The sequence below is a fragment of the Comamonas sp. HJ-2 genome, assembly GCF_053615495.1.
In genome coordinates, this window is the sequence record NZ_JBSIFD010000009.1 from 15,172 (window position 1) to 35,088 (window position 19,917).

A 19,917-nucleotide genomic window follows, 5' to 3' on the forward strand; every position below is an offset into this window, starting at 1 on the left:
CGCACGGACGGATTGGATATCCCAATTGTCCGAATCCGGCGCCCCTGCAATGCGCGGATAAGCGGCAGCCAAGCCCTGCTTATGCACGACTCTGCCTCACAGCGCATCCATCAATTTGATAGCTGCCTGTGCTTTCCCATCAGGAGATAGAGCCTGTTTTTAGCGAATTCTCACCCAGACACTCAGGCCTGAGCTTGCGGCATGCCCAACTTGAGTTCGCTGAGCATGCGCAGCAGCATCCGATTGAGGTCTTCGGCCTCCCATTCCTCCTGCTCGCGCAGCTGCCGGATGGGTGCCGGGTCACGACTCTCCAGAGCCTGGCTCATCTGCAGCACGGCCGCATAAGGACCGGAGCGCGTGACGATGGCATCGAAAATGCGCTCGTTCAGCGGCGTGCGTCGCAAGATGGTGGCCACCGGCTCATGCAGCAGCAAATCCAGCTGCGAGAACAGGCTGCACAGATACATCTCACGCTGCAGGTCCAGGCTCACCCCGGCCTCGATCAACTGCTCGGCCAGCCTGGCGCGCAGCACGACCTGCGTGCGCAGAGGCACCAGGTCCTGTTCGGTGCAGGCATGGGGCAGCTGGTCGGCCAGCCAGCGCTCCAGCGTGCCCAGCCCCAGCATCACCAGCCCACGGCGCAGCGAGTCCACGCCGCGACGCAGGCCCAGTGCAGCCGAGTTGGTATAGAGCAAAAAGCGATAGGCCAGCACCGGGTCCGAACCCAGTATCTCTTCCATCACATCCAGGGACTGTTCCTTGTCGATGGCCTTCATGAGCCTGAAGAGCGCATCGCGCGAGGGCTGGGGCTGTTGCAGCCGAAAGGCCTGCATGGTGTCTGCCACGGGCCAGCCGGCCACGGCGGCCGCTTCGTGTTCGTCGAGACAGGAGCGCGCCAGCTCCAGGCTCTGCAGGCTCTGGTACATCTGGCCGTCCAGCAGATTCAGGGGCTGAGTGGCAAAAAAGCCCGAGGCAGTCTCCTTGTCCGCATCTTTTGCCGGCTGGCTGGAACGCACGGCATTGGGCAATCCAGCGGCACCTTCTGGCGGCAGGCTCAGCAGGCTGCTGGCAAAGCAGCGCGCAGCATCGGCATCGGGCACATCGGCCAGCGATCCGCCCCAGACCAGCATCAGCCCGCGTGCCTTGGCCTTCTGCACCAGCTCGTAAATACCTTCATCCTGCTGCAGCCAGTCGCCGCGCACCTCTATCCAGGGACTGCCCTGAGGTGCATGTTCAAGAAGATTGCACAGAACCTGGCGGGACTGCGGCGATATCAAGAGCGGCGGGGCCTGACGGCTCCAGATCTCATCCACCGTGCGCAGGAAATGCGCCATGTCGGCAGAGGAGCCCGAGTCCTCGTGGACATAGAGCTGAATCCCTGCCAGGCGTCGCGTACGTCCCCAGAGCGGCCGATAACCAAGAGTCAAAGAGCTGAGGGCAGACTGGGTCATGGAGGATTTGGACAGGTAGACGACGAGACATCAAGACGGACAGAGCCCGCTGGAATCAGCCGATGTAGTTGAACAGCGAAAGCTTCTGCATCTGTGCATAGGACTGCAGGGCGGCCTGCAAGCCCACCTTCTGCGTATCCACTTGCGACAGCGCCGTGATCATATCGATATCTTCGGCACGCGAACGGGCGCCCTCCTGCGTCAGCGCCTGATCCTTCATGTCGGACTCCAGGCGGTCTGCTCGGTTGAGCTGGTCGCCGGCATAGCTGCGCATGGCCTGCACCCGGTTCATGCCCGAATCCAGCTCGCTCAAGGCGCGCCCCAGACCCTGCTGCAATGCAGTCGATCCCGTCGTGCCCCCCTTGACCGTAGCAATGGCCTGATCGAGCACGCTGAAAATATCGGTGCGTGTGCTTGGAGACATGGTGAAGCTGTCGCCGTCGGCCGGAGTACCCTTGACGCTGATCTGCTGGCCGCCGACGGTAATCGCCTGCCCTTCCTTGTAAGGTGTGGCTGTAACCACGGGATTGGTCGCCGTGGCAGAGCTGGAGTTGATCTCGTAGCTGATCTCGCCACTGCTTGGATCCTTGGTGAACACCAGGGTATAGCTATCGCCGGTGACCTGGCTCGGGTCGGTGACCGAGCCCAAATCCGCCCAAGCCTTGCCGGAATTGGAGGCAGCGCCATTCACCACAAACACCCCGTTGCCGGTGGGCACGTTCAACCAGGCCGCATGACCATCCAGCGAGATGGGCAAGCCGTTATCGCTGCCGGTGCTCTGGCCGGGGTTGAGCTGGCTGCTCGAGCCCGGAGGCGTGCTTTGCAGCGGCGTATCGGGACTGCCCAGCCCGCGGAAAATCGGCAAGCCATTGGAGTCCTTGGCATTGGCATAGCCGAGAATCTGATCGCGCAGGCTTTGCATCTGCTGGACCAGCGCATCGCGCGCCACCTGGTCATACGAACCGTTGCCGGCCTGCACCACCAGATCACGAAAATCCTGCAAAGCACCATGAGCCTTGCCCAGCTCGGACTCGCCCTGGGCAATCACATCGCGCTGGGCACCGAGCACGCGCTGGTCATTTTCGGAACGGGTGATGCGGGTGCGTGCGCGCTCGGCCTGGGCCGCCGCCACGGGATCGTCGCTGGCGCGCAGCACGCGCTTGCCCGCCGTGGTCTTCTCCATCAGGTCCACCAGACTGCTCTGACGCGAGCCCAGGTTGTTGATGGTGCTGTCATACATATTGGCCGTGCCAATGCGGTTGATGCTCATGCCTGTTCTCCGGCTGTAGGGGGTTAACGGCCAACGGCCTGGATCACGCTGTCAAAAATGCCCTGAGCCACCTGCAGCATCTTGGCCGAGGCCTGGTAGGACTGCTGGTACTGCAGCAGCTTGGCGGCTTCTTCGTCCAGATTGACGCCGGACACTGCGGTGCGATCGCCCTCCAGATTCTTGGCAATCGAGTCGGACAGCTTGGCTGCGTAGGCCGCGCTTTGCGTGCGCGTGCCGATCTGCGCCATGGCGGTGGAAAAACCGTCGCTGAGCGTGGTCGCGCCATCGAAGATCACGGCGTCGCGCAACGACAGGAAAGAGCTGGCATTGCCCGTATCCGAGCTGTAGAAACTGTTGGAGCCGAAGCTCACGGTATCGCTGGTGGCACCATCCACCGCAGGCGTGCCGGTGAGCGTCACCTTGAGCCCCGGAGCCAGCTCGATGGCCTGCCCTGAGATATAAGCGCCTGTCGCAGCCACGCCGCTGGGGGCAGGCGTGATGGTATAGGTCATGCCGCCCGCCCCATCGGGAGCGAAAGACAAGGTGGTGCCCGCAGGAAAGGTAGAGGCATCGAAGCCTTTTTCCACCTTCAGGCTGGACATGCGGACGGCCGCATCGCCCAGCGAGTTGATCTTGGCCGACACCGGATTGGCCACCGCCAGATCATTGCCGGAATGCACCATGGTCTGAATATCGTGCGCCGCCGATGCCACAGGACTGAACAGCACGGACTGGCCGGCCTGGCCATCGTTCTTGAGATCGAACTGCAGACCGTCGATCGTCATGCCGCGCAGGTCCGTCAGATCGTTGAAGGCCGTGGTCTGGCCATCCGACAGGCGCACCACCTTGCCCTTGGGCGCATCGTTGCCGAAAACGATCTTGTAATCCGAAGCCTTGAGCGCGCTCGAGTCCTTGACCGTGACCGTGGGCGTATCGGGCTGTACCCATTGAGCACCCGTGGTGGAACCCGTGGTCGTCATCGGAATATTGAACAGCGCCCCGCCTTTCTGACCCGACAAGGTCAGGCCCAGCTGGTTCTGTGTATTGAGCGTATCGCCGATCGAGATCACCATGCGCCCCAGCAGGTTGCGCCCCTCGCTCAGGTCGTTGTTCTGGAACTGCAGCAGACCGGCAATCTCGCCGCCACCGGCCATGGCCGGAGTCAGCTCCACGGGCTGCCCGCCCTGCTGCTGGAAATACAGGCTCATCTTGCCGCTGCCGGGGTACTGCGTGGACTCCTGCAGGCTGAGCTTGGCCGCGCTCTGCCCCAGCACCAGCGGCTGGCTGCCGCCCACGAACAGGCTGATGGAGCCATCGCCGGCGTCGACCTGCGAGGTCTGCACGTATTTGTTGATGTCACGCACCAGTTGGTCGCGCTGATCGAGCAGGTCATTGGGCATGTGGCCCGTGGCAATGGCGCTGCTGATCTGGCCGTTGAGCGCCGCCACCTGTTGGGACAGACTGTTGACCACATTCACGTCATTGCTCATCTGCTGGCGCGTGCTGTAGTCCATCTCGTCGAGCTGGGCCGAAGCCGAGCGAAAGCGCGCAGCCAGTTCGCTCATGCGCGTCAGCACCACCTGGCGTGCCGAAGAGTCGGTAGGTGCGCTGCTCACATCGGCAAACGCATTCATCATGTCGTTGATGGCCGCGCCCAGGCCGTTGGTTCCGCCGGAGAACACTTCCTGCAGCTGGTTGAGCGAGTTCGAGCGCGCGGAGTCTGCGGCACTGGCGGCGGTGGCCGCCGTGGCCTGACGGTTGAGCAGCTCGCTGAAGTTGCGCAAGATGGTCGCCACATCGGCGCCATTGCCGATATAGCCATTGCCGATGTTCTGGCCCGCCGAGGTCTGGAAGGCCACGCTCTGGCGCGAATAGCCGGCGGTGTTGACGTTGGCGATGTTGTGCCCCGTGGTTTGCAGGGCGATCTGGTTGGCCATCAGGGCGCGCGCGCCCACGTTCAGAAGACTCATGACTGGTTCTCGGTGATCTTGTTGATCTGGGCGGCACGGGCGCTGACGCCCAGACGGCTTGCGACATTGGCGCTGTTGTTGCCGGCGTTGGCGACGCTGACCTGGGCCACGCTCTGGATGGCGCGGCTGAGCTTTTGCGCATAGGCCGGATCGGTGGCGTAGCCGGCCTTTTGCAGCTCGCTGGCATAGGCCTGGGCAGAGCCGGTCTGGGCCATGGCTTTTTCGTAGCGCGGATTGCTGCCGATCAGACGTGCGTAGTCGCGGAAGGACTCCTCGTAGGAGTCATAGGCGCGGAATTTGGCCGTCACCTTCTTGGGCGCGCCATTGATGTATTCGGTGGTCGTGACTTCGGCGACCTTGCCCGTCCAGCTGCCGCCAGCCTTGATGCCGAACAGGTTGAACGAGTTGCTGCCGTCCTTGTTGCGGATCTCGCTCCTGCCCCAGCCCGTCTCGTGTCCGGCCTGGCCGATCATGTAGTGGGCCGGGATGCCGCTCTCGCTAGCCACGCGCTGGGCCGCGCCGGTGTGCGCCGTCACGAAGTTGTCGCGCCCCTTGGGAGCCGGTGCATAGGCATTGATCGATTGCGCAGCCTGGCTGCGGCTGCCGCTCCAGGCGCCGTTGCTGCCCACATTGCGCCATGCATTGCGGCTCAGGCTCAGGGTGGAAGGCACGGCAATTTCTGCGTCCTCGGCGGCGTCGACCCCCATGCTGCGCGCCAGCTGCTTGCTGATGGCATCGGTGAGACCGCCAGGCTGGCCCGCCATGGCTACCGAGAGCTGCTGATCCAGCAGATCGGTGCTGAGATTGCCCTGCGCGCTGTCGAGCAGGCCGGACTTCATGGTCGCCTCGCGCATGCTCTTGATCATCTCGCGCATGAACAGCGACTCGAGCTGCTTGGCCGTCTCGCGCGCAGCCTGCGGGCTGTTCTCGCCGGCAGCCGTCTTGAGCGCATTGAGCGAACGTGCATCGACAGCCAGCGCATTGCTGGCCGCCAGGGATGAAGAATGGGGCAATGACGTGCTCATATCACCTCCAGCTCGGCGTCCATGGCGCCCGCGGCCTTGATGGCCTGCAGGATGGCCAGCAGATCCTGGGGCGTGGCGCCCAGTGAATTCAGCGCCCGCACCACATCGGTGAGCTGGGGCGAATTGGGCATGTTGATGACCTTGCCGGGCTCCTGTTTGACCTGGATGTCGGACTTCTGCGCCACCACGGTCTGCCCCTGCGAGAATGGTGCAGGCTGGCTGATGACCGGCGTGGTGCTGATGGTGATGGACAGATTGCCGTGCGCAATCGCGCAGGGGCCCAGGGTCACCGCCTGATTGAGCACGATGGAGCCGGTGCGTGCATTGATGACCACCTTGGCCGCCGGCTTGGAGGTCTCGATGGGCATCTCCTGAATCTCGGCGATCATGCGCACGCGCGAGCCCGGATCGATGGGTGCATTGACCTGCACCGTGCGGCCGTCCAATGCCATGGCCGTACCCGCACCCATGCGCTGGTTGATGGCGCGCACCATCTTGTCGGCGGTCTGGAAGTCGGTCTGATTCAGGCCCAGCGTGATCGTGTTGCCCTGGTTGACGGGAGTGGGCACTGCACGCTCAACCTGAGCGCCCTGTGGCACGCGGCCCGCGTTCAGGTGATTGACCTGCACCTTGGAGCCGCCGGCCGCAGCCCCGGCACCGCCGACCACCACATTGCCCTGGGCCAGGGCATAGATCTCGCCGTCCGCGCCGCGCAGCGGTGTCGCCACCAGCGTGCCACCCTTGAGCGACTTGGCATTGCCCATGGAGGAGACATTGATGTCTATGGCCTGGCCGGGCTGTGCAAAGGCCGGCAGCTCGGCCGTGATGATCACCGCCGCCACGTTCTTGAGCTGCAGCTGGGCCGCATTGCCCGTGGCCGGCAGGGCGATGCCCATCTGCTCCAGGTAATTGGCCAGTGCCTGCTTGGTGTAGGGCATCTGCGTGGTTTGGTCGCCCGTGCCGTCGAGGCCGACCACCAGACCATAGCCTGTCAACTGGTTGCTGCGCACGCCCTGGATGGCGGCAACCTCCTTGATGCGTGTGGCATGCGCAGGCAGGGTGAGCCCGCTGGCGCCAAGGGCTGCGACCACCAGCAAGGCGGTGTGCGCAGGGCGCAGTGACAGGAGCGTGGACAGTACTTTCATACTACCCATTCTCGGAAGAATCAGAACGGCATAACGTTCAAAAAGAACCGGGACAACCAGCCAATTGACTGGGCTTCACCTGCCTGGCCACGGCTGCGCGACTCGACGCGCAGATTGGCCACCTGGGTCGATGCCACGGTGCTGCCCGGACGCAGCGAGCGCGGGTCCACCGTGCCCGTGAAACGCAGCACATCGACGTTATGGTTCACGCCGATCTGCTTCTCGCCGGCAATCACCAGATGCCCGTTGGGCAGCACGTCGATCACGGTGGTGGCAATGGAGCCAGTGAAATAGTTGCTGCTACTCGTCGCACCGGAGCCCTTGAAGTCGTTCTTGCTATCGACTCCCATGCTCAGCGCATCTGAGAGGGCCTTTCCAGCACTCCCCTTGATCAGAGGAAAACTGGTGATGCCCGTGCTCATGTCATTGGAGCGCCCCACCTTGGAGTCCGTACTCTGTCCTGCAGAGACTCGCTCCACAATATTCACGGTCACTAAATCGCCCACCATGCGGGCGCGCTGATCCTCGAACATGGGACGGTAGCGGCTGGCGTTGAACAGGCTGCCGGTGGGATTCTGGGCCGTCTGCTCGCGCGGCTGCAGCACGGGAGGTGCGGTGGATGGCATGTCCACGGGCGGCGGCGGATTGAGCGTGACGCAGCCCGACACCAGCAGGGCCCCGGCGAGGGCGCAGAGCGGCGGGCAATGGGAAACAATGGCTTTGAACATGGCGGCAAGTCCTTGGCAGTCAGGCGCTTCGCCCCTTGTGCCCTTGCGTGCGCGAGGCACGCTATTGAAATCAGAGCTTTCAGCGCTTTCTCCTAATGGAATTCAGCAATGAATTGATCTGAAAACCATAGTCATCAAGCGCAAGCTGCTCCTCAATACATGGTGATCAATCAGAGCTGTGCCAGCTTGGCCAGCATCTGGTCGGAGGTCTGGATCGCCTTGGAATTCATTTCGTAGGCGCGCTGCGTCTGAATCATGGTCACCAGCTCCTGGACCACATTCACGTTCGAGGCTTCCAGATAGCCCTGCTGAATCGTGCCCAGACCGTTGGTGCCAGGCGTGCCCTGCTGGGGCTGGCCCGACGAAGCGGTCTCGACGTAGAGGTTCTGGCCGCGGGGCTCCAGGCCTGCGGCATTGATGAACTGGCTCATCGCGATATTGCCCACCTGCTGCGGCGCCGCCTGGCCGGGCATGGTGACGCTGACCACGCCGTCATGGCTGATCGACACCTTGGTCGCACCCTGCGGGATGGTGATGCCGTTGGCCACGGGCAGGCCGCTGGAGGTCACCAGCTGGCCCTGGGCATCGACCTCGAACGAACCGTCGCGGGTATAGGCAATCGTGCCGTCGGGCATATTGACTTCGAAGAAGCCGTTGCCGTTGATGGCCACATCCAGCGCATTGCTCGATTGCTGCAGGCTGCCCTGCAGAAAGTTGCGGCTGGTGGCCACGGTGCGCACGCCCAGGCCCAGGTGCAGGCCGGTCGGCAGCTGATTCTGCTCGGTGGTCTGCGAACCCGACTGGCGCAGATTCTGATAGATCAGATCCTCGAAGACCGCATTCGCGCGCTTGTAGCCGGTGGTGGAGACGTTGGCCAGATTGTGCGAAATCACGTCCAGCTGCGTCTGCTGGGCTTCCATGCCGGTCTTGGCAATGAACAGCGAATTGATCATGACGTATTCCTTTGGCTATCAGCCGTTCAAGCTCAGCAGCTGGCTGGCGGATTTATCGTTGGTTTCAGCGGTCTGCAGCAGCTTCATCTGCTGCTCGAACTGGCGCGAGGCCGCGATCATGCCGACCATGGTTTCGACGGAGTTGACGTTCGATCCCTCGATCGAGCCCGACAACAGGCGCGCTGTTTCATCGTTGGGCAGCGCATCGCCCTGCGCCGCGCGGAAAAAGCCGTCATCGCCGCGCACCAGCGGCTCATCGACGGGCGGCGTGACCAGCTTGACGCGCCCCACGGCCACGGGTAGCTGGTTGCCCATCTTGGCGGTCAGCGTGCCGTCCGAACCCAGGGAGATCGTGGACTCGGGCGGGATGTCGATGGGCGCGCCGCCGTCGGAGAGCACGGCCTGGCCATTGCTGTTGACCAGTTGCCCTTCGGGCGATATCTCGAACACGCCGTTGCGCGTATAGGCTTCCTGGCCATCCAGGCCCTGCACGGCAAACCAGGCGCGGCCCATGGCCATGGCGTCCAGCGCACGGCCGGTGCGCTGGGCCGGACCGGGAGTGTCCTGATAGCCGGAGGTGGCCTCCAGCGCAAACACGCGCGTGCCGGCCCCCGAACCCTGCAGCGGTACCGAACGGAAGGTGGACATCTCGGCCCTGAAGCCGTTGGTGCCCGCATTGGCCAGGTTGTGAGCCAGCACGGCCTGACGCTGGGCTGCCGCATTGGCCCCAGTCATCGACGTATAAATAATTTTGTCCATGCTGACCTTCCTTCCGTCAAATCAATCGCCTTTGCAGCCCCGGCGCAAAGCGCCTCAGGGACTTATCTGTTATCGCAAGTTCACGAGTGTGGAGAACACCTGATCCTGCGTCTTGATGGTCTGGGCGTTGGCTTGATAGGAGCGCTGCGCCGTCATCATGTTGACCAGCTCGGCCGTCAGGTCCACGTTGGATTCTTCCAGCGCGCCCGACTGCAGCGAGCCGAAGGTGCCGGTCTGGGCCGAACCATTGAGCGCAGGGCCGGAGTCGGAGGTGGCAACCCATTTGTTGTTGCCGATGGAGCCCAGACCCTGGGTATTGGTGAAGGCCGCCAGAGCGATCTGGCCTTCGGTGCGCGTGACGCCGTTGGAGTAGGAGGCCACGATGGAGCCGTCGCGGCCCACATTGATACCGGTCAGTGCGCCCGAGGTATAGCCGTCCTGCTTGAGGCTGCTGACGGCAAACTTGGTGCCGAACTGGGTCAGACCACCGAAATCGAACGCGACATTGAAGGGCTGCAGGCCGTTGGGATTGGCCGTGCCGCCGCTGACGCTCAGATTCAGCGTGGTACCCGAACCTGTGGTCGGTGCATTGGGGGTGACGCTGGTGAGCTTGCCGCTCGCGTCGAACACGGCCTTGCCGATGGGCGTGGCCGTGGCATCGAGCGAGTTGAAGACATTCCAGGTGTTGCCTGTGGCGTCTTTCTCGAAATACAGATTGACCGGGATCGCCGTGCCCTGGGTGTCATACACATTCAGCGAGGTGCCATAGGTGGCACGAGGCGTGGCAGCGACAGGAGGCGTGGCTGTCGCGTCGCCGGCGGCCGCCGTGGCGCGTGCATCCAGATTCAGCTCCACATTCACCTTGGATGTCTGCTTGGCGGGAATCGGCTGTCCTGTGGGGAAGCTCATCGGCACAGGCGTGGCACCCGACTGGATCTTGCCGGTCGAAGGGTCCACCACATAGCCCATGACATTGTCGTTGTCCACGGTCTTGAGGTTGCCCTCCTTGTCCAGGCCGAAGTTGCCGGCGCGCGTGTAGGCGATGCTGCCGTCGCTTTGCTTGACGACGAAAAAGCCGTTGCCGTTGATGGCGATGTCCAGGTTGTTGCCCGTCGAAGTGATGGAGCCCTGCCTGAACTGCTGGGACACGGAGGCCACGTTGACGCCGATGCCGCTGCTCTGGCCGCTGGCCGAGCCGATGGCGCTGGCGACCATCTCGGCAAAGTCAGCGCGCGAGGCCTTGAAGCCCGTGGTGTTGGAGTTGGCGATGTTGTGGCCGATGACGTCCAGATTCTTGCTGGCGGCGTTCAAGCCGGAGAGACCTTGTTGAAAACCCATGATGTGTTCCTCAATCAGTAAACGGCCTTGACGCCGGAATAAGCCACGCTGTCGCCGTTATCGAGCTCCAGCGACAAAGAGCCATTGGCCGAGCTGGTGGCAATCACGGCATGCGGCGCCAGCGGTGTGGATGCCACGGCGGTCGTGCCATTGGTGGCGACCACGCTGTAGCGCAATTGCGAGGCATCGCCGCTGTATTTGTCCTTGCCATCCCAGGTGAAGTAGTTCCGCCCGGCAGCGCCGGCCCCCAGGTCGATGGTGTCCACCAGCTCGCCGCTGGCCGTGGTGATCTGGATCTTGACGCTGGCCGCCTGGTTTTCCAGGTCGAAGGCAGCGGTATGCGTGCCATCGGCCGCCACGCCCAGGGTGTTGCCCTCGGTCAGCACCGTACGACCGATCATGGAAGTGCCCTGCAGCACCTGCATGGCCGTGAACTGGCTGGACATGGAGGCCATGGTCTGGTTCAACTGCTGAATACCGGTCACGGTGTTGATCTGCGCCATCTGCGAGGTCATTTCCGCGTTGTCCATGGGATTCATGGGGTCCTGGTTGTTGAGCTGGGCCACCAGCAGCTTGAGGAAACGGTCCTGCGCCTCGTTGGGGTTGGTCACCGAGTTCTTGGTATTGCTGGTGGTGTTGGTCGTGGTGCCGTCCACGCTGCTTGCGCCGTAGATCATGTGTGTGTTCCCGGGCTTACTGGCCCATTTGCAGAGTCTTGAGCAGCAGCGTCTTGGCCGTGTTCATGACTTCCACGTTGTTCTGATAGGAGCGTGACGCCGAGATCATGTTCACCATCTCGTCCACGGCGCTCACGTTGGAATGGGTGACATAGCCCTCGCCATCGGCCAGCGGATTGCTGGGGTCGTGGATGCGGCGGCCGGGCGTGTTGTCCTCGCTGATGGCATTGACCTTGACGCCCGCGCTGCCGTCGTTGCCCATGGGCACGGTCTGAAAAACGACCTGGCGCGCCTTGTAGACGCTGCCGTCGGGGCCGGCCACGGCATCGACGTTGGCCAGATTGGAGGCCACCACGTTCAGGCGCTGGGACTGGGCGCTGACCGCGCTGCCCGAGATATTGAAGATGGAAAACATGGACATGGTTTAGCTCCTGGGCTTACTGGCCTTGAATGGCGCTGAGCATGGTCTTGGCCTGGCCGTTGATGAAGCGCAGCGTGGCTTCGTAGCGCACGGAGTTGTCGACGAAATTGGCGCGCTCGCGATCCAGATCCACGGTGTTGTTGTCCAGGCTGGGCTGGGAATTGACCGAATAGCCGAGCTTGGCCTTGAGCGCCTCGTCCGACATCTGCGCCTGCAGCGGGATATGGCCTGCCGTCGTGACGCTGGCCTGGGTCAGGGGCTTGGGCCCGCTGGTCGCGGCCATCAAGGCTTCACGGAAGTTGAAGTCGCGCGCCACATAGCCGGGGGTGTCGGCATTGGCAATATTGCTGGCAATGGCACGCTGGCGCTCGGCGCGCAAGAGCAGCGCCTCGCTTTGGAAGTCCAGTCGTTCAGTCATTTTGTTCAGCATTGCGGCCTCGCTTTCAGAATTCGGGGATGCCGGAGCCCACGGACTGCGGCATGCGAGGATTATGAAAATCGGCAGCGCAAACTAAAGCGCGAAGAAAGCGGTATTGCGCTGGCTCTTCAAGCCATTGCGCAAGCCATGTCACGCCTATATTTGCCAGCATCGTCTGCAGCCTCGTGACTGCGGATGCTTCAAAGGATTGATGCATGTCTGGCCGCTTTTCCCTGTTTCTGTGCCTTCGCCCCTCTCGAGGCCTGGCTGCAGCATGGGGTCTCGCTGCGCTGCTGCTGACGGCTGGCGCACAGGCCCAGGACGGCGCGGCGCAGCTCAGCCAGATCGGACAGCGCTTTGTCGATGCGGCTCTGCACCAGCCATTGGCAGAGACCGTGCAGGCCGGCAATGGCATGGCTTTGCGCATGGAGGTGCAGATGGGCCAGCTGGACTCGCGCCTGCGCCTGGCAGCCTGCGCCAAGGTCGAGCCCTATCTGCCTGCGGGCAGTCGCCTCTGGGGTCGCACCCGGCTGGGCCTGCGCTGCGTGCAGGGCAGCGTGCCCTGGAACGTGTTCCTGCCCATCACCGTGCGGGCCTATGGCCCGGCCTGGGTGGCCCAGGGCAATATTCCGGCCGGCAAGACGCTGAGCGCCGAGGACGCAGCCCCCGCTGAAGTGGACTGGGCCGAGGACAGCGCCCCCGTCTTCGCCAATGCACAGGATTTCATCGGCATGGTCGCGGCGCGACCGCTGACGTCGGGGCAGGCTCTGCGCCAGAACATGGTACGTCCGCCGGCCCTGTTCACGGCGGGATCGCCCGTGCAGGTGATGGTCAACGGTGGCGGTTTCAGCGTTGCCGGCTCGGGCAAGGCGATGGCTGCAGCCGGAGAAGGGCAACAGGTACGGGTTCGCATGGATAATGGCCGCCTTGTCACAGGAACGGTCAATGCCAGTGGCGTGGTTCTGGTTCAATAACAAGAGAGTGCATACTCACTTTAAAGACCATGCCAAATATTCCTCAAGTTTTACGCGCCCTTGTCGAAAGCAAGGCTACAGCGCCCTACGCCGATACAGGGCGATTGGAGAACCAGCATGAAGATAGGCAATAAGCCGGACCTGCAGCAGACCGCTGCAGCCGCCAAGCAGGCCCCGAAATCCGCCACCACGGTTGCCACCGAAGAATCGACCAAAGGCTTGTCCGAGCGCGCCGCCGGCGTGCCCGTGTCCTTTTCGTCCTCGGCCCGCGCCCTGGACAGCCAAAGCCGCACCAATACCGACTTTGATGCCGATCGCGTCAAGGCCATGCGCGAAGCCATTGCCAATGGCAGCTTCCGCGTCAACGCCGAGGCCGTGGCAGACAAGCTGCTGGCCAATACCGAAGAATTCCTGGTTCACGCTCGCGGCTGAAGCGCCCGCGCCTGAACTCCCGAACAGAGGCTGACCCGATGACCTTGCAAGAAATGCTCGATTCGCTGGATGCGGTGATTCAGACCGTTTCGGCATCGCTGCAGTCACCGGACGCATCCGCGCTGGAACAGTCCAGCACCCGCCTGCGTGACGCCATGGTGGCGTTCTCACAGCTCGTCAAACGCTTCTCGGCAGACGACTGGACGCCTGCACTGCGCGAGCGTGCACAGAACCTGGACCGCGAAATTTCCCTGGTCCGTGACCAACTGGCACGGCTTTCCGTGCTCAACCAGCGTCGCACCAAGGCCCTGGTGCCTGCTGCCGAAGACAGCACCTATGAAAGCAGTCTGCGCGGCGCATCGCAGACCGGCCGCGCACGCATCTATCACGCAGCCAGCTGAGTCAGGCCACGTCGGCCATTCCCATCAAAAAGGCGGGCTCGATGCCCGCCTTTGCCTTTGTGGGGGGCGGCCCTCAATGCTCGCCCTGGGCGATCTTCACGGGCCGCCAGGCCCAGACACCATAGGCACGCGTCAGACCCGGGGGCAAGGGGTCCGGTGCCACCATCACCTCGATGATGCGAGCATTCGGCAGCTCATCCTCGCGAATCCAGGGGCTGTATTGCAGATTGCGCTCCACATAGACGCGTGGACGCTCGGGCAACTCCATGGCAATGCGCCCGGCCAGCGCCTGCGGGCCGATGATGATGTCCACAGGGCCGCCCAGTGCCTGATGCGCCGCCGGCGCCAGACCTTCCACGATCCGGTCCACGGGGATATGGTTCTGATGGGTGCTCTTGTAGCCCGAAAGCCCCATGGGCGAAGCAAGCCAGAACTGCAGCAACAGCAGCGCCTGCAGAACCCCAAAGGTCAGCCAGGCGGCACGCATGTCCCCGGCTGCACCCCAGCTCCGTGGCGAGCGCGCCCACTCCATGACGGCCGGCACGCACAGGAACATGAAGGCCGTACCCCATTGCAGGTGCAGATAGGAGCCCGTGAACAGGCATAGCGCCAGCATGGCCAGCAGCGGCACCAGGCCCCAGAGCAGCCAGAACTCCCTCAGCATCCTGTCTGCGGCGACCGGCGCAACCTTTGCCGGCGCGGTCTGCGCTCCAGTTTTGCCCGCCCTGCGGCGCCCCCACCAGAGCGCCACCCCGAGCACGATCCAGGCCGGCATGCAGCGGTTGAAGATCCAGTCCACTGCGAACTTCCAGGACATATTGATACGGGCGGCCGTATCCAGGTGCAGCCCCAGCGAAGTGCGCTCGGCGTAATGCATGGGCATCCAGTCATGGGTGCTCAGCCAGTACAGATGGGGAGACAGCACCAGCAGGCCGATCACGGTCGCCAGCGCAGCCCCTTTGACATGCACGGGGTTCTTCCAGGCGCCAATGCGCAGCCACCACAGGCCGATCACGCCCAGCGCCAGCACATACTGGTATTTGCTGAGCATGCCCAGGCCCGAGACCAGGCCCAGCAAGGCCCAGCCAGCCAGGGACGGCTTTTGCGTGACATGCCAGCTCAGCGCCACGGCCAGCGAGATCCACAGCATCATCACGACGTTGTGGTTGTAGTAGTAGAGCCGCCCGCAATAGAAGGTGATGCTCAGCGCCGCCAGCAGGCCCACAGTCGCATAGGCCCGGCCGCGCATATCGCACAGCAGCTTCCAGAAAATCGCCAATGAGCCCAGTGTGAGCACGCCGCCCAGCACATAGGTCAGCCCTATGGACGGACCAAAGACAGCCGCGGAAGCGGCCATGATCCAGGTCGGCATCGGCGGATGCTTGAAATAGCCCAGCTCCAGGGAGTGAATCCAGATCAGCTGCTCCACGTTGTCCCCGGGCGCAGCCAGGGCCGTCACCCAGTGAATGGCCAGCCAGATCACGCCGTATACAGCGAGCAAGGCGGCAACGGCACGGCCGCCAAGAACAAGAGATTCGCGTGGGACAGCGGTCATCAGACGATCAGGAAAAGAAAGGAGTAGGGGCAGCATTGCCCAGGGGCGTGAGTATAGCGACGGCCCTTTTGAGGCGACACAAACCGTGACCGGCTCCAGCAAGCAGTTACAGACTTGCGCGAAAATCCTGCCCCATGACCGATCTTCACGCCGAATATGCACCTGCAGCCCCGCCAGCACAATTGCCGCGCCAGCCGCTGAGGCTGAGCTGCGTGGTGCCGGCCTATAACGAACAGGCCAATATCGAAGGCTTTCTGCGTGCACTGGCCCAGACGGTTCGTGCCTTGACGCCCGATTTCGAGATCGTGGTGGTCAACGACGGCAGCCGTGACGGCACGCATGAGCTGAGCCTGCGCCTCGCCCAGGAGCTGCCGCTGCGCTATCTGGCCCTGTCGCGCAACTTCGGCAAGGAAGCCGCACTGTCTGCCGGCATAGACCACGCCCGCGGCAATGCCGTGCTGCTCATCGACGCCGATTTCCAGCATCCGCTCGAGATGCTGGCCGAAATGCATGGGCTGTGGCAATCGGGCTACGAGATGATCTATGGCGTGATCGCCGACCGCGGCGCAGAAAGCGGTGCCAAGCGCGTGGGTACCGATCTGTTCTACCGCGTGATGAACTCGGGCAGCGCGGTCAAGATGCCGCCCAACGCGGGCGACTTCCGCTGGATGGACCACAAGGTCGTCGATGCCCTCAAGGCCTTGCCCGAAAACAACCGCTTCATGAAGGGCTTGTATGCCTGGGTCGGCTTCAAGACCGCCGCCCTGCCCTTTGTTCCCAAGGACCGGGTCGCCGGCAGCTCCAGCTTCAATCTGCGCCGCCTGGGGTCCCTGGCCCTCCTGGGCCTGACCTCGTTCACCACCCTGCCGCTGCGCGTCTGGAGCATGGTGGGGGCGGGCATTTCGCTGCTGGCTCTGGCCTACGGCCTGTGGATTGCGGCAGAAGCCCTGTTCTTTGGCAACCCTTTGCGCGGCTGGCCCACGCTGGCCGCCAGCATCATGCTGTTCTCGGGCGTACAGCTGCTGTCCATAGGCATTCTGGGCGAGTACATCGGCCGCATCTACGAAGAGGTCAAGCGCCGCCCCATCTACCTGGTGGCGCATGACGAGGACCGCAGCCCGCTGCGCGAGCCATCGTGATCGCGGACGCGCTGCAAAGACTGCGCCGCCTGCCGCAGCTATTGCAATTCGTACTGGTGGGCGGCTCGGCAGCAGCCACACATCTGGCGGTGGTCGGCCTGCTGGTCTCATTCTCCGGCATGCCGCCGCTCTGGGCCAACGTGCTGGCGTTTCTCGTGGCCTTTGTGGTCAGCTACAACGGTCATGCGCTGCTCACCTTTTCAGCAGCGCAGGCCAGGGGCTGGCCGGTGGTGGCGAAATTCTTTGCCGTGGCCTGTCTTTCGTTTGTCGCCAATGAGGCGCTGTACTACATCGCCCTGAACTGGCTGCACTGGCATTACTTCTGGAGTCTGGCCGCGGTGCTGGTGCTGGTGGCCATAGGCACTTTTGTCATGAGCAAGTTCTGGGCCTTCAAGGCACGCAGCGCCGCATGAATCACATGAATACCTCACGCGCCATCCTGCTGTGCGCCGATGATTACGCCCTGCATCCGCTGGTGGATGAGGCCGTGCAGCAGCTGACTGCAGCCGACCGTCTCTCGGCCACCAGTTGCATGACCACTTCGCCTCTGTGGCCGCAAGCCGCGCCGGCATTACGGGACTTGCGCCCCCGGCTTTCGGTGGGGCTGCATTTCAACCTGACCGAAGACCATGGCGGACAGCATGACGCCCAGGCGCTGGGCACGGTGCTACGCCAGGCCTATGCACGGCAGATGCCGCAGGGTCTGATGCGCCAGGCCTGGCGCGAACAGCTCGATGCTTTCGAGCAGGTCATGGGCACGGCCCCGGACTTCATAGACGGCCACCAGCATGTGCATCAGTTACCGGGTCTGCGGGCCGCCATGCAGCAGGAGCTCCAGAGCCGCTACGCCGCGCACGAGATGCCCTGGGTGCGCTCCACGGCACCGGCCTCGGGTCTGTGGCGCAGCCCCAAGGCTGCCATCATCGCCTTGCTCGGCGGCTGGACCACCACTCGGCAACTACGCCATGCAGACATTCCCATGAACCATGGTTTTGGCGGCGTCTACGGCTTTGATGCGCCCGACACGGCCAGCTACGGCCGGCAGATGGCCAGCTGGCTGCCGCATATGGCAGCCGGCGGCCTGCTGATGTGCCACCCGGCCAGCGGCGTGGTGGAGGGCGATGCCATAGGCAGGCAGCGCCCCGTGGAATTCGAGTATCTGATGTCCGATGCCTTTGGCGAGCTGCTGCAGCGCACCGGCTGCCATATTCATCAGGGTCCCGTCCAGCTGGGTTAAGAACGTGTTGACGATCTCTACGCAGTCGCGTTGGAGCGCAATCGGGATGAGTTCAAAGCGTTGGCTCGCCGCTTGCACCGGGGTGCAAGCAAGAGTCAGCGCGCAGAAATCGCCCGATTTCGCCCCAACCCTGCGGGACAGAGGGTTTGCGGGCGGTCTGCGGCGTTGCCTCGCCGGCCGCGCGAATCCTCGCAATAGCAGGGCTATTGCTGCGGTATCGCGCGCGGGGGGCCGCCCCCTTGCATCCCATCCCGCAAAGCCCTCTGTCGCGGCGCGAGGAGATCGTCAACACGTTCTACAACTTCTGTGCCTGGGCCCGCATCTGGGCCACCACGCGCTCGAAGACACGCCAGAAGGCGGCATCCTGTGTGGTCGCGAAGTTGATGCGCATGCAGGTGCTGGAGCCCCGGCTGGCATGGAACATGGCACCTGGGGCAATCATGTAGCCCTGATCCAGCAGCAACTGGGTCAGCACCTCGGTATCCACGCCGGTATCCACCCAGCCGAACATGCCAGCAGGCTCGGCCACAAACAGGCAGCCAGCGGCCTGGGCCAGCGCCACGCTGCGCGTGCGCGCCTGGGCCAGATGCTGGCGCAGCCGCTCGGCATGGCGGCGCAACTGGCCTTGCTCCATGCACAGGGCCAGGGCCTGCTCCATGGGGGTCGGCGTGGACAGGGTGGACAGCAGCTTGGTGTCCAGCAGTCTCTCGACCAGATCGGGCGGCGCGGCCAGATAGCCCAGGCGCCAGTTGGGCACCAGCACCTTGGCAAAGCCGCTGATGTAGATGCTGCGCTGCAAGCGGTCCAGCACCGTCACGCGCGGAGCGTGATCGGCAGCGATATGGCAGTAGCTATCGTCCTCCACCACATAGAAGCCGTATCGCTGCGCCATCTGCAGCACCTCATGGGCGCTGGCCGCGCTCAGGCTGTAGCCCGTGGGGTTGTGCAGCACACTGACACTCACATAGAGCTTGGGGGCCATGGTCTCGCAATAGCGCTGCATCACCGCCATGTCCGGCCCCTCGGGCCCGCGCGGCACGGGCAGCACGCGCATGCCCATGGCGGCCAGGCGCGCATATTCCACGGCCCAGCCCGGCTCTTCCACCATCACCGGATCGCCGGGCTGCAGCAAGGCTCGGCTCACGATGTCCAGCGCCTGGGTCGCCCCCAGGGTGGTGATGATCTGGCCAGTCCCCACCGCAATGCCTATGCGCTGCAGGCGCCGCGCCAGCGCCTCGCGCAGCCGGCTGTCGCCCATGGGCTCGCCATAGCGCACCAGCGATTCGCGCAGCGCCTGCCCGCTGGTGACCTTGCGCATGGCGGCCACCAGAAAGCCGGCATCCAGCCATTCGGCAGGTAGCACGCCGGCACCGGGCTGGGGCTTGCCGGCCACACTCTCCACAAACATGCCGCGAATCAGCATGGTGGCGTTGATGCGCGTGCCAGGCGGGATGCCTACCGGGGTATTGACCGCTCCCGCATTGATAGCTATCTGCGCTTTACCCTCCGGCATTTGAAGCGGATTTTGCACAATATCGCGCACATAAAAGCCGCGCTGCGGCCTGGCCTCGACCAGCCCCTGGGCCTGCAGCAGGTCGTAGGCAGCCACCACCGTGTAGGGGCTCACGCCTTGCTGGCGCGCGCATTCACGCACCGAAGGCAGGCGCGCGCCTGCGGGCAGCAGCCTTGTGCGTATGCGCTCGGCCAGACGCTCGGCCAGCTGCTGGGTCAGGGTCAGGGCCGCCTGGCGGGACAGGGAGATGGACATGGTGATGTGCAGCGAACTGTATTGAAGCGAATACCGATACAGAAGCCATGATTGTGAGACTGTCTGTATAGGTACTGTAATGGTCTCAAGCGTATATTGAGTCCATCAACCTCTCTTGGCCGCCCTCCACACAGGGCTATGGTCACGGTCTGCAGTCTCACCGACTGCAGACCAAACAGTCGCAATTGCCCGCCAGCCCACACAGGCAAACCGGCCGCGACACAATAAGCCCACCTGCTGGTGCATGGTTGCAGCG

General features: G+C 63.5%; 20 protein-coding genes. 6 read left to right on the top strand and 14 right to left on the bottom strand.

Features of this window, described 5'->3' with window-relative positions:
* Positions 1-182 precede the first annotated feature (182 nt).
* The 12 genes from ACWGXF_RS08080 to flgB all read right to left on the bottom strand — a co-directional run bounded on the left by ACWGXF_RS08080 (position 183) and on the right by flgB (position 12,167).
* Positions 183-1,451, bottom strand: a complete 1,269-nt coding sequence (locus ACWGXF_RS08080) for an HDOD domain-containing protein (RefSeq protein ID WP_256629660.1) — start codon at positions 1,449-1,451, stop codon at positions 183-185.
* A gap of 55 nt (positions 1,452-1,506) precedes the next feature.
* The gene (gene flgL / locus ACWGXF_RS08085; protein ID WP_256629659.1) at positions 1,507-2,721 is read right to left on the bottom strand and encodes a flagellar hook-associated protein FlgL; all 1,215 of its coding nucleotides are present in this window, start codon (positions 2,719-2,721) and stop codon (positions 1,507-1,509) included.
* Positions 2,722-2,744: 23 nt separating this feature from the next.
* Positions 2,745-4,691 (bottom strand): flagellar hook-associated protein FlgK, encoded by a 1,947-nt coding sequence (flgK, locus tag ACWGXF_RS08090; protein ID WP_452101830.1) that lies wholly within the window; start codon positions 4,689-4,691, stop codon positions 2,745-2,747.
* Positions 4,688-5,716, bottom strand: coding sequence for a flagellar assembly peptidoglycan hydrolase FlgJ (flgJ, locus tag ACWGXF_RS08095; RefSeq protein ID WP_012836851.1), 1,029 nt, complete (start codon positions 5,714-5,716; stop codon positions 4,688-4,690). Before flgJ ends, flgK begins: the two co-directional genes overlap by 4 nt.
* Complete coding sequence (locus ACWGXF_RS08100) at positions 5,713-6,861, bottom strand: flagellar basal body P-ring protein FlgI (RefSeq protein ID WP_003065520.1); 1,149 nt, start codon at positions 6,859-6,861, stop codon at positions 5,713-5,715. Before ACWGXF_RS08100 ends, flgJ begins: the two co-directional genes overlap by 4 nt.
* 20 nt (positions 6,862-6,881) lie before the next feature.
* Positions 6,882-7,589, bottom strand: a complete 708-nt coding sequence (locus ACWGXF_RS08105) for a flagellar basal body L-ring protein FlgH (RefSeq protein WP_256629657.1) — start codon at positions 7,587-7,589, stop codon at positions 6,882-6,884.
* A gap of 170 nt (positions 7,590-7,759) precedes the next feature.
* Entirely contained in the window at positions 7,760-8,542 is a 783-nt protein-coding gene (gene flgG, locus ACWGXF_RS08110; RefSeq protein ID WP_003065524.1) for a flagellar basal-body rod protein FlgG, read from the bottom strand.
* Between the two features lie 18 nt (positions 8,543-8,560).
* Positions 8,561-9,301: a flagellar basal body rod protein FlgF gene (locus tag ACWGXF_RS08115; RefSeq protein WP_003077982.1), complete on the bottom strand. Its 741-nt coding sequence runs from the start codon at positions 9,299-9,301 to the stop codon at positions 8,561-8,563.
* A 69-nt stretch (positions 9,302-9,370) separates the two neighbouring features.
* A complete protein-coding gene (gene flgE, locus ACWGXF_RS08120; RefSeq protein WP_012836849.1) occupies positions 9,371-10,639 on the bottom strand; it encodes a flagellar hook protein FlgE in 1,269 nt (422 codons plus the stop codon).
* 14 nt (positions 10,640-10,653) lie between these two features.
* A complete protein-coding gene (locus tag ACWGXF_RS08125) occupies positions 10,654-11,316 on the bottom strand; it encodes a flagellar hook assembly protein FlgD (RefSeq protein WP_034353098.1) in 663 nt (220 codons plus the stop codon).
* 16 nt (positions 11,317-11,332) lie between these two features.
* Positions 11,333-11,737: a flagellar basal body rod protein FlgC gene (gene flgC, locus ACWGXF_RS08130; protein WP_003059205.1), complete on the bottom strand. Its 405-nt coding sequence runs from the start codon at positions 11,735-11,737 to the stop codon at positions 11,333-11,335.
* A 16-nt stretch (positions 11,738-11,753) separates the two neighbouring features.
* A complete protein-coding gene (gene flgB / locus ACWGXF_RS08135; protein ID WP_003065531.1) occupies positions 11,754-12,167 on the bottom strand; it encodes a flagellar basal body rod protein FlgB in 414 nt (137 codons plus the stop codon).
* A gap of 203 nt (positions 12,168-12,370) precedes the next feature.
* Between flgB and flgA the strand changes: the two genes are divergently transcribed.
* The 3 genes from flgA to ACWGXF_RS08150 all read left to right on the top strand — a co-directional run bounded on the left by flgA (position 12,371) and on the right by ACWGXF_RS08150 (position 13,962).
* Positions 12,371-13,129: a flagellar basal body P-ring formation chaperone FlgA gene (gene flgA, locus ACWGXF_RS08140; RefSeq protein WP_256629656.1), complete on the top strand. Its 759-nt coding sequence runs from the start codon at positions 12,371-12,373 to the stop codon at positions 13,127-13,129.
* Between the two features lie 117 nt (positions 13,130-13,246).
* Entirely contained in the window at positions 13,247-13,561 is a 315-nt protein-coding gene (gene flgM / locus ACWGXF_RS08145) for a flagellar biosynthesis anti-sigma factor FlgM (RefSeq protein ID WP_003065535.1), read from the top strand.
* A 38-nt stretch (positions 13,562-13,599) separates the two neighbouring features.
* Positions 13,600-13,962: a hypothetical protein gene (locus ACWGXF_RS08150; RefSeq protein ID WP_003065537.1), complete on the top strand. Its 363-nt coding sequence runs from the start codon at positions 13,600-13,602 to the stop codon at positions 13,960-13,962.
* A gap of 73 nt (positions 13,963-14,035) precedes the next feature.
* On the opposite strand, the gene ACWGXF_RS08155 is transcribed toward ACWGXF_RS08150, so the two are convergent.
* Positions 14,036-15,517, bottom strand: coding sequence for a glycosyltransferase family 39 protein (locus ACWGXF_RS08155; protein ID WP_039050755.1), 1,482 nt, complete (start codon positions 15,515-15,517; stop codon positions 14,036-14,038).
* Positions 15,518-15,651: 134 nt separating this feature from the next.
* On the opposite strand from ACWGXF_RS08155, the gene ACWGXF_RS08160 reads away from it, so the two are divergent.
* The 3 genes from ACWGXF_RS08160 to ACWGXF_RS08170 are packed head-to-tail and all read left to right on the top strand — an operon-like array spanning position 15,652 to position 17,893.
* The gene (locus ACWGXF_RS08160) at positions 15,652-16,656 is read left to right on the top strand and encodes a glycosyltransferase family 2 protein (RefSeq protein WP_452101831.1); all 1,005 of its coding nucleotides are present in this window, start codon (positions 15,652-15,654) and stop codon (positions 16,654-16,656) included.
* Positions 16,653-17,069 (top strand): GtrA family protein, encoded by a 417-nt coding sequence (locus ACWGXF_RS08165; RefSeq protein ID WP_012836845.1) that lies wholly within the window; start codon positions 16,653-16,655, stop codon positions 17,067-17,069. The genes ACWGXF_RS08160 and ACWGXF_RS08165 overlap by 4 nt, the downstream gene beginning before the upstream one ends.
* Positions 17,066-17,893 (top strand): ChbG/HpnK family deacetylase, encoded by an 828-nt coding sequence (locus tag ACWGXF_RS08170; RefSeq protein WP_256629655.1) that lies wholly within the window; start codon positions 17,066-17,068, stop codon positions 17,891-17,893. The genes ACWGXF_RS08165 and ACWGXF_RS08170 overlap by 4 nt, the downstream gene beginning before the upstream one ends.
* A gap of 295 nt (positions 17,894-18,188) precedes the next feature.
* Here ACWGXF_RS08170 and ACWGXF_RS08175 read toward each other — a convergent pair whose 3' ends face one another.
* On the bottom strand, positions 18,189-19,661 hold the full coding sequence (locus ACWGXF_RS08175) for an aminotransferase-like domain-containing protein (protein ID WP_256629654.1): 1,473 nt from the start codon (positions 19,659-19,661) through the stop codon (positions 18,189-18,191).
* Positions 19,662-19,917 lie beyond the last annotated feature (256 nt).

Bases quoted from the DNA above. Each gene is read 5' to 3' on its own strand.
- ACWGXF_RS08080 (WP_256629660.1), bottom strand. From the start codon at position 1,451: ATGACCCAGTCTGCCCTCAGCTCTTTGACTCTTGGTTATCGGCCGCTC.
- flgL (WP_256629659.1), bottom strand. From the start codon at position 2,721: ATGAGCATCAACCGCATTGGCACGGCCAATATGTATGACAGCACCATC.
- flgK (WP_452101830.1), bottom strand. From the start codon at position 4,691: ATGAGTCTTCTGAACGTGGGCGCGCGCGCCCTGATGGCCAACCAGATC.
- flgJ (WP_012836851.1), bottom strand. From the start codon at position 5,716: ATGAGCACGTCATTGCCCCATTCTTCATCCCTGGCGGCCAGCAATGCG.
- ACWGXF_RS08100 (WP_003065520.1), bottom strand. From the start codon at position 6,861: ATGAAAGTACTGTCCACGCTCCTGTCACTGCGCCCTGCGCACACCGCC.
- ACWGXF_RS08105 (WP_256629657.1), bottom strand. From the start codon at position 7,589: ATGTTCAAAGCCATTGTTTCCCATTGCCCGCCGCTCTGCGCCCTCGCC.
- flgG (WP_003065524.1), bottom strand. From the start codon at position 8,542: ATGATCAATTCGCTGTTCATTGCCAAGACCGGCATGGAAGCCCAGCAG.
- ACWGXF_RS08115 (WP_003077982.1), bottom strand. From the start codon at position 9,301: ATGGACAAAATTATTTATACGTCGATGACTGGGGCCAATGCGGCAGCC.
- flgE (WP_012836849.1), bottom strand. From the start codon at position 10,639: ATGGGTTTTCAACAAGGTCTCTCCGGCTTGAACGCCGCCAGCAAGAAT.
- ACWGXF_RS08125 (WP_034353098.1), bottom strand. From the start codon at position 11,316: ATGATCTACGGCGCAAGCAGCGTGGACGGCACCACGACCAACACCACC.
- flgC (WP_003059205.1), bottom strand. From the start codon at position 11,737: ATGTCCATGTTTTCCATCTTCAATATCTCGGGCAGCGCGGTCAGCGCC.
- flgB (WP_003065531.1), bottom strand. From the start codon at position 12,167: ATGCTGAACAAAATGACTGAACGACTGGACTTCCAAAGCGAGGCGCTG.
- flgA (WP_256629656.1), top strand. From the start codon at position 12,371: ATGTCTGGCCGCTTTTCCCTGTTTCTGTGCCTTCGCCCCTCTCGAGGC.
- flgM (WP_003065535.1), top strand. From the start codon at position 13,247: ATGAAGATAGGCAATAAGCCGGACCTGCAGCAGACCGCTGCAGCCGCC.
- ACWGXF_RS08150 (WP_003065537.1), top strand. From the start codon at position 13,600: ATGACCTTGCAAGAAATGCTCGATTCGCTGGATGCGGTGATTCAGACC.
- ACWGXF_RS08155 (WP_039050755.1), bottom strand. From the start codon at position 15,517: ATGACCGCTGTCCCACGCGAATCTCTTGTTCTTGGCGGCCGTGCCGTT.
- ACWGXF_RS08160 (WP_452101831.1), top strand. From the start codon at position 15,652: ATGACCGATCTTCACGCCGAATATGCACCTGCAGCCCCGCCAGCACAA.
- ACWGXF_RS08170 (WP_256629655.1), top strand. From the start codon at position 17,066: ATGAATCACATGAATACCTCACGCGCCATCCTGCTGTGCGCCGATGAT.
- ACWGXF_RS08175 (WP_256629654.1), bottom strand. From the start codon at position 19,661: ATGTCCATCTCCCTGTCCCGCCAGGCGGCCCTGACCCTGACCCAGCAG.